This window comes from Paraburkholderia sp. SECH4 (assembly GCF_030511745.1).
Lineage (GTDB): Bacteria > Pseudomonadota > Gammaproteobacteria > Burkholderiales > Burkholderiaceae > Paraburkholderia > Paraburkholderia madseniana.
Genome location: NZ_JALOCP010000063.1, coordinates 22,833 through 30,990, shown reverse-complemented (window position 1 = coordinate 30,990; position 8,158 = coordinate 22,833). Strand labels below are relative to the sequence as shown.

General features: G+C 54.4%; 6 protein-coding genes. 1 reads left to right on the top strand and 5 read right to left on the bottom strand.

Features of this window, described 5'->3' with window-relative positions; genetic code table 11:
- Window positions 1-37: 37 nt before the first annotated feature.
- Entirely contained in the window at window positions 38-622 is a 585-nt protein-coding gene (locus M0D67_RS39865; protein ID WP_266243055.1) for a phytanoyl-CoA dioxygenase family protein, read from the bottom strand.
- A gap of 420 nt (window positions 623-1,042) precedes the next feature.
- Here M0D67_RS39865 and M0D67_RS39860 point away from each other — a divergent pair, with 420 nt between their 5' ends.
- Complete coding sequence (locus M0D67_RS39860; protein ID WP_266243053.1) at window positions 1,043-1,348, top strand: hypothetical protein; 306 nt, start codon at window positions 1,043-1,045, stop codon at window positions 1,346-1,348.
- Window positions 1,349-1,433: 85 nt separating this feature from the next.
- Here M0D67_RS39860 and M0D67_RS39855 read toward each other — a convergent pair whose 3' ends face one another.
- From M0D67_RS39855 to M0D67_RS39840, 4 genes are all read right to left on the bottom strand, one after another.
- The gene (locus tag M0D67_RS39855; RefSeq protein WP_266243051.1) at window positions 1,434-3,062 is read right to left on the bottom strand and encodes a hypothetical protein; all 1,629 of its coding nucleotides are present in this window, start codon (window positions 3,060-3,062) and stop codon (window positions 1,434-1,436) included.
- A gap of 2 nt (window positions 3,063-3,064) precedes the next feature.
- A complete protein-coding gene (locus M0D67_RS39850) occupies window positions 3,065-4,354 on the bottom strand; it encodes an MBOAT family protein (protein WP_266243049.1) in 1,290 nt (429 codons plus the stop codon).
- A 471-nt stretch (window positions 4,355-4,825) separates the two neighbouring features.
- Window positions 4,826-5,980 carry a dTDP-4-amino-4,6-dideoxygalactose transaminase gene (gene rffA / locus M0D67_RS39845; protein ID WP_266243047.1) on the bottom strand — a complete coding sequence of 385 codons (1,155 nt, stop codon included), beginning with the start codon at window positions 5,978-5,980 and terminating at the stop codon, window positions 4,826-4,828.
- A 31-nt stretch (window positions 5,981-6,011) separates the two neighbouring features.
- Complete coding sequence (locus M0D67_RS39840) at window positions 6,012-8,147, bottom strand: hypothetical protein (protein WP_266243017.1); 2,136 nt, start codon at window positions 8,145-8,147, stop codon at window positions 6,012-6,014.
- Window positions 8,148-8,158 lie beyond the last annotated feature (11 nt).

Genomic DNA, 8,158 nt, shown 5'->3' with positions numbered 1-8,158 from the left:
CTTCTACTCAACTTTGCGCCGCCATCTAATGACGCTTTTACACCGCCGCTAACAGATACAGCATGGCATCAAGAACGAGATATGAACCCGCCGGTGCCACGATTTGCTTTTCGAACTTTGACACGAACGTGTCCGTCGGGAATTCTGGCACATGATGCGTTCCGGCCAGCACGAAGGTGGCTCCATTTTCGAGCGTGAAATCATCGAGGCACAGAAGTGCATTGATGGCGAGCGTCTTCGAACTCGTCCAATGTTGGTAGGCAAGATCGCGGTGCCATTTCGCTTGATAGTTTTCGCGGTCCGGCCTGTTGATAATGCCGTTCTGCTGCATTAGTACAAATTCAGATCCCAAAACGCTAGCGGCCAGTTTCATCAGCGGTTCTGTAGTGGCCACCTTCAGGAATCCCGGTTCGTAGGACAGCATGCAGCGAGCGATATCTGTGTCGTTCATGCGACGCAGTGCATCCTCGCCGCCGATTTCCTGAGCCTGCCTCAAGTATGTTCGATCAAGGTCGTTTTTCAGACTATCGAGAAAGTCTCGAGACAGTCCGCTCTGCAGGATGGCGTACCCATTGATGCGAAGTTCCGCAGCTACTTCGTCGATATAGTCATCGGACTTCATGCGCTCCGAGACTCCGTACGCGGCGTGAACGTTGTGTGTTGTCATGCGATCTTCGAATGTTCAGTGGGCACGCGAAATATTAGCACGCGTCCACGCGCCTTCCGGTGTCGCCGGCATCTTCGACGATTGCCAGATTGGCAAGGACAAGAGCACCAGTCTTGCGGAACTGAAGATTTTGCAATCCTGTAACATGGCTGCGATCGTCAACGCCGACTGTAGCCTGGCCCACATTTCGAGGTTTCTGGTCAAACGCCCGGTCCAGCCTCAGGGGTTCAGTCCAGACTGGGTCATCTTTACATCGGCGCTAACAGAGACGATTCCCTAGCCATTCTCTCCCTTGCTATGCAGGTGGCGCTGCTTGCGACCAACGCCCCATAGACTGGTTGGTACAATGCGAGGAATCTTTACCCGGCATTGACCATGAATAGAGTGTTCGATCACATTTACATCTTCGCGATGGTTTTCCTAACGGCCTACAGTCGGGTCGTCATGCGTTGGCAGGTCGGGCACGCAGGTAGTCTGCCCGCAGGACTGCCGGGCAAGGTGCAATTTGTGGCAGGGCTTCTGCTAAACCCGTGGGTGATTTCGGGCATCGTCGCGACTTTCTTCGCCGGTGTGTCGTGGATGCTTGCGCTGACGAAATTTCAGATCAGCTACGCATATCTATTGCTCAGGCGACCCTTATCGAGCGCTGCATCTGCCGCGCCAAGCTGTTTAGTCATTTAGCGGCCCGACGCGACCAAAGGTGTGACGACCTTACATCCTCATTAGCCCTGCTCGCATCACATGGGTCGGCAAATGTTAGAGGGGGCTAGAGCAAACTGGACATTTCCTCGTGGCTAATTTTGATTTGAACCATCTTTCTACCACGCAAAGCGAACGCATGTATTTCACCCGATGCGGCGCTCACAATTTCGTTAGGAACGACAAAGCTAAAGCCTGATTGGGTCAACGCCGGTGCATCAAAATAGTCGGCGACATCTTCGCGAGCCAATTTCGCTGGCGCCGCATAAATGACGCGGGATCCAGCTGTGAGAACGATGTAGTCAGCTCGCTCCTTGTCGCTGGGAAACCCAACCCAGCCGGTTGCCCAAATGCCGTCCGAAGTGCGTTCAAACTTGTCTAGCGAACCGGCCGACTGCTTCTCTTCTTGGACGCGAGCCCATACGCTGCCATTCACTTTCATGTACTGGCCCTGAGAGTCTGATGCGAGTTCTGCATGTCCCCGGATCAATTTATAAACATCCTCTTGCGCGAGCAACTCTTCCGTTGTGTACATCCTCGTTGAAGGAGTGCTCACCTTCTCGAGGGCGGCCGTCAGCTGGTCTTTGGGAACATATTGCATCGATCGTTCAACGCGCTCCTCGATCACAACATCGGGGTGCTCCTGTTGCACCATCCGAACAAAAATCTCATCGTTAGGCTCCCCCCAAACATACACAACACGCCCAAACTCCTGATTGAGATAAGGGGTGAGTGACTCCATAAACGAATCGTGAAAGATCAATGCCGTCTTCGTTTTTCCCGGACATGTATAGCCTGAAAATCTCAAGATCGAGCTCACGTCCAGTCCTGTGGGTGTCATTACCTGGCTGGGTTGGCCGCAAGGACCAATCGGCTTGCTAGGTACCTGATTTGACTCTGTCCGGTTCAAGCGTGCCATCTGCGCAAGGTCCCTATGCATAGCGGCGTTATCGTTCACGAACTCACTATCAGGGATGGAAATAGGAGCAGGAAGACCTATGCGAGACAGCGAGGCCATGATTTCCCGATAACCGACATATGCACCATAGCTGGTCCAATGCGTGTCGGTGTGGAAATACAGACGTTCACCCGCAACCTCTTTGTGTCGTCGCATTGCAGGGCCAATATCAACTAGATATGGTGAAGACTCCAGATAGTCCTTCAACGCGTGGAATCGCGATGGGCCATGCCATGAATAGCGAGCGGGAAGTTCCTCTCCGTACACACTGTGCTTATCGGGCGGCACAACAAACCTGTATGTGATCCCCTGCTTTCCTAACCAGGCCGCGCGCGCATCGATGCTTCCCTTCCATAGTTTCAGGTCATCTGGCGACAGGTGTGACACACGTTGGATATCGTCGAGAGAATTTTCTCCCGCATAGAGCAACCAGTCCCCCTTTCCAACTATGACTTTGGGTGATCCGGAGTCGCCGAAAATACGCTGACTGAGACTACTTTGCAGATTGAGGTAATTGTCTCGCAGACCAAAATGATCGCTCACGAATGCACCAAAATTTACGGTAAAGTTCTCTAAGCCGGCTTTCGTTGGCGAAAATTCGGGAAAAGTGGCAAGCTTCCGCTTCTCGATAGAGCCATCCCCTGTTGACCAAAGCCCAAGAAATGGAACGATCATGTTGGCCACAAAAAATGCCGAAATCACGACGTTGAATGCGTCTCTTTTAGTAATCGCTCGCATTTTCAAAACCGGAAATAAATAAACGGATTGTATGTATTGATCGCGAGCGCTGAGATACTCAGAACCATGATCGAGGCTGTCGCAACGGTCCGCGCACATAGTAAAGAAATGCCGAAGTTAGGCGCACGCATGCGCATCGCCCATGCGGGGAGAGGTTCCTTTGCATGATCCGGAAATCGCCGGCTATTCCAGTCACGCGACATGAAGATGAAAATTGGAGTGGAAAGCACTATTGCCAGCACAAGTGTAGTAACGGCTTGCCCGTCCAAAAGCGCGTAGATTTGGGGGGTGAATCCCTGACCGAGTCCACCTAAGAACATTGTGTGAAGATACCTGATGGCGTCGGGGAAAGTTTCGGCGCGGAAGAAGACCCATCCGATCATGATCATCATGATCGTGTACGCACTTGACAACAATCTTGGTGCTCTATCGATCAGTCTCCCTAGGCGACCACGTTCCAAGACCAGGAGTGTCCCGTGAAACACACCCCAGAACGCGAAGTTCCAACTCGCGCCGTGCCACAGGCCGCAAAGGAAGAAGACCACGAAAAGATTTAGTCGAACACGAATTGACGAGCCGCGATTACCGCCCAAGGGGATATACACGTAGTCTCGGAACCAGGTCGACAACGACAGGTGCCAGCGTCTCCAAAATTCTCGAACAGATCGCGAGATGTAGGGGTAGTTGAAATTCTCAGTTAGCTCAAAGCCGAACATTCTGGCCAAGCCAATGGCCATGTCAGAGTAGCCGGAGAAATCAAAATAGATCTGTAACGTGTAACACACAATGCCCAGCCATGCCGTAGCCGCGGAGAGGGTACCTGCCGGCGTATTGAACGCTTGGTCCGCGATTTGACCTAGCGTATTCGCGAGAAGGATTTTCTTGCCCAGTCCGAATACGAATCTCTCGACGCCAGACGCAAACCGCTCCAAGTTATTTGTCCGGTGCAAGAGTTGGTCCGCTACATCGTGATAGCGAATAATCGGGCCGGCAACAAGCTGCGGAAACATGGAGATATAGAGTCCCATATCGAGCGGATTCTTCAACGCTTGTGCCTGTCGCCTGTAAATATCGACTATGTAAGAGATGGCGTGAAAGGTGAAGAATGAAATGCCGATGGGAAGAGGGATCTGGGCGGTGGTGAACGTGTGATGAACGATGTGCCCGAATATCCGGTTGAAGTTCGAAGCAAGAAAGTGCGCGTATTTGTAGTGCGCGAGAACGAGCAAGTTTGCTATTACGCCAATACTAAGCACGGTCAACTCGCTCCGCCTTCCAGGCATGGCAGACATGCAAAGTCCGATGGCCCAATTGAATACGATCGAAAGGACCATAAGCACGACGTATACGGGCTCTCCCCAAGCGTAGAAAATCAGGCTGGCTGCCAGTAGCAAGAGATTTCTATACCTGGCGCTCAGCAGATAGTAGAGGGCCAGCGTGACGGGAAGGAATACGAATAGGAAGACTGTTGAGCTAAATATCACGGCAAACTCTATTTATTAAATCTTTTTATTTAGTATCGACTGCAATTAAATTGCTTGCAGACCTCGAAGCGTCGCGCATTTTAACGTATTGGCCGCTTCGGCAGCGTGACCCAATGGCCGGTGGCCCGGCGCCTGTTCCTGGAAATAGGAGCTGATGCGTGCGATACCAACACCGTGCAGGTCGCGCTGGCTGAACGACCTGCGGTATCCCATCGGACCCGTGGGGTGGGAGTTCTGTTGCATCGCCGGATCATTGAATTGAGGAAGCCGTCCTGCCAATCAGCTGAGCTTCAGTGATTTGCTCAGCGTGCTCACCACCCTGTCTTGCTGGTCCTCACTGAGGCCGACCCATAGCGGCAAGCGAACCAATTGCTCGGACAGCGCGTTGGTCACTGAGAGATCGCCATGCGCGCGGCCATAGCGCTCGCCGGCTGGCGATGAATGCAAGGGTACATAGTGGAACACGGACGATATCTCATTGCGTCTGAATTCATCGAGAACGAATTGGCGGTCAACGTCGGGCGCAAGTAACACGTAGTACATGTGCGCGTTGTGCTGGCAGTCCTGTGGCAGAACGGGGCGTCGCAGGACACCTTTGGCTTCGAACGATTCCAGTAGAGCGTGATATCGATTCCAGCTGTCCATGCGCCGCTGAGTGATCTTGTCTGCTTCCTCGAACTGTGCCCAAAGGAATGCTGCGACGAGTTCGCCCGGCAAGAATGATGACCCCACTTCTTGCCAAGTATATTTGTCGACTTCTCCGCGAAAGAAGCGACTGCGATCTGTGCCCTTCTCACGAATAATCTCTGCGCGCGAGACAAGAGCCGGATCATTTACAAGCAGACCCCCACCTTCGCCAGAAATCACGTTCTTGGTTTCGTGGAAGCTGTAGGCCCCTAGCTCACCAATGCTGCCAAGTGCACGGCCCTTGTAGGTAGCCATAACCCCTTGGGCGGCATCCTCAACTACAGCCAGCTGATGACGCTTCGCGATCGACATGATCGCGTCCATTTCACAAGCAACGCCGGCGTAATGCACCGGGACAATTGCACGTGTGCGCGACGTAATCGCGGACTCGATCAGTCGCTCATCCAGGTTAAGCGTGTCTTCCCGTACGTCAACGAATACAGGCACGCCTCCGCGCAACACAAATGCGTTAGCCGTGGACACGAACGTGTACGACGGCATGATCACTTCGTCGCCTGGTTGGATATCAAGTAAGAGTGCGGCCATTTCAAGTGCCGCAGTGCACGAGTGCGTAAGTAGCGCCTTCGCGCAGTGTGTACGCGATTCGAGCCAGCTATGGCAACGCTTGGTGAATGGGCCATCGCCCGCGAGGCGTCCATTGAAATGCGCCTCGGCGATATAGTGCAATTCTTTGCCCGTCATGTTCGGCCAATTAAACGGGATATGCTTGTCTTTTGTGCTATTCATGTTTCGTCCTCAAATGATGCTTCGCTTTGCATCATCGCTGCAAATCGAACACACGCATATTGCCGCTCACAAATGCTGCCCGGTCAAGCAAAGGTGCCGGCCAGCGAGGCATGTCACCTTGTTGCAGCAGATACCAGCGCACTCCGGTTTTGCGTCCAAAGGCCTTCAGTTCGTCGAAATTTTCGATTCCGCTCAGTTGGCCATTTTCGGCAACCCGGGAAGCAGCCATTGCTGCAACGCTGCCACCCAGTGCCCTGTAGAGCGGTTCCCGCGATACAAATTCCGCTAGACCGGTGAGCGCCACGCCGAGCGCCAGCGGGTCGTTATTCGACATAAGGAGTTTGTCGCCACGGTCCGCGTGGGCGCGAATGAAATCAGTGGTCTTGAACATGTCGTCGGAAATTGCCGTTGCGCATGCAGTGGGACCGTCGCGCAGGGAGCCATACTGCGCATTTTTACCGAAATGCCAGGGCACGATTGCTCCAGAGACCAGCAATATCGAGCCCGCGAGCGTCAGGGAGCGGACGTGTGAGTTCCGTGCTCCGGCGGCTGCCAGGAGAGACGTCGCCCAGGCGACAATGTAGATCAGCAACACCGCATACACGAGCACAAACGAGCGGTGACTCCACTCCGTAATGTCGCCGTTGCTGGCGGTGGGCATCAGGAATGTGATAGCGCAATGGACACAGAGCAGCACGAGCGGCACCACATAGATTTGCCACCGGCCCGACGTAGAGCGAATCTGTTGGAATACGTAAATCAGCAGCAACGGGAGTAGCGCGCCTAACTCCGCCACGAGCAGCAGAGCGTATCCAATGGCACCTTTTTGGAGATCGGTGTCGCCGGTAGTCCACTTTGCGTAGAGCCCCTCATAGGCGATAGGTGTGGCGGCATGCACCGCATCGATGTAGCGCAGTCCATCGCGCTGTGCCGTCAGAAAGTGCGGTGCAAGCGCCACGTGTTCGCTGACCACCGCGGCGCCTGCGGCGGCAACAAGCAGCAGCGCGACTGTAGCCAATCTGTGCCATGGTCGCTTCGGTTGCCACGCCAACAGCATCATGACGATGAACGTCGCAACGGCGGGGATGGCAATGTGTACACGAAAAACAGCCGACGCCAGCACAGGAGCGGCGCCGATCACAATCAGTCGGCCGCTTGAGTCGAGGACGCCGCGTACATATAAGGCAAGGCCGATAAGAGCGAGCGCGAGCGCATAACCGGATCCTGGTGCGACCTGTATCAACCAATGGAACGCGAAATAGCCATTGTGCAACCCGTACATTGAAGCATCGGGAAGCAGAAACAACGCTAGAGCGGATACGACGCCGGCTATGCGCCCGCCAAGCGCACAACCAAGACCGTATGCACCCATCCCGAGCAATACGATACCCGTAGGCATCCAGAAATAAGTCGCTGTATCCAGGATGGGCTCGTGGGCGATCGACGCATAGATGGCCGAGAGCGCGTAGCTCGCGCGGTGATATATCGGTTGCGGGCTACCGGCCAGAAATAACGACTGACCATGAAACGCTGGATAGCTTTCCAGGTATTTGATTTCTGCAGCCTGGAGAAGAAAATCGCTCCATACGCGCAAGACGCCGGACGCATGAGCTTCTCGAACCGCTGCGAGAGCGTCACGAGTCCAGACCGTGACGAGAGCGGATATCGCGATCAGCATGGCAACGTCGACGAGAACAGTGCGGCCGTTTCGTGCGGGCTCTGCAGACACCGCAACACCTGATCGCTGAGCGACACGCTCGCGCTTTTGGCTAACCAGGAAAAATGCGGCGACGACAGCGATGTCGACCAGCAGCGCCAAGTCGGCAGTCAGGCGGAACAGCGCCGTGGTAGTCAGATGTAACAGGCTCGATGCGCAAAAGCCGATGACGACTTCGAAGGCAGCCGCGAAGCCAGGTTCTTTTGGCAGACGGATGCAGACTCTGATTGCCCGCCCCGAGACAATGGACAGTGTGGCGATCAGAAAAATTGCAATGGCGCGCGCAGGGGTGACGTCCGCGCTTCCGACCATGGTGGGAAGCAAAAGCGCTAGCCACAGGCCAGTGGAGAGAGCGAGCATTTCAAACGTGTCGCGCCAGACAGTGGTGCGTATCCTCGCACTATCATGCGGCGCGGATTGATATGCATCAGAGCGCGCATCGAGCGTCATAAATCGGGTTC

Excerpts from the sequence above, each read along its gene's own strand:
- M0D67_RS39855 (WP_266243051.1), bottom strand. The coding sequence starts at position 3,062 with ATGCGAGCGATTACTAAAAGAGACGCATTCAACGTCGTGATTTCGGCA.
- M0D67_RS39850 (WP_266243049.1), bottom strand. The coding sequence starts at position 4,354 with ATGTCTGCCATGCCTGGAAGGCGGAGCGAGTTGACCGTGCTTAGTATT.
- M0D67_RS39865 (WP_266243055.1), bottom strand. The coding sequence starts at position 622 with ATGAAGTCCGATGACTATATCGACGAAGTAGCTGCGGAACTTCGCATC.
- rffA (WP_266243047.1), bottom strand. The coding sequence starts at position 5,980 with ATGAATAGCACAAAAGACAAGCATATCCCGTTTAATTGGCCGAACATG.
- M0D67_RS39840 (WP_266243017.1), bottom strand. The coding sequence starts at position 8,147 with ATGACGCTCGATGCGCGCTCTGATGCATATCAATCCGCGCCGCATGAT.
- M0D67_RS39860 (WP_266243053.1), top strand. The coding sequence starts at position 1,043 with ATGAATAGAGTGTTCGATCACATTTACATCTTCGCGATGGTTTTCCTA.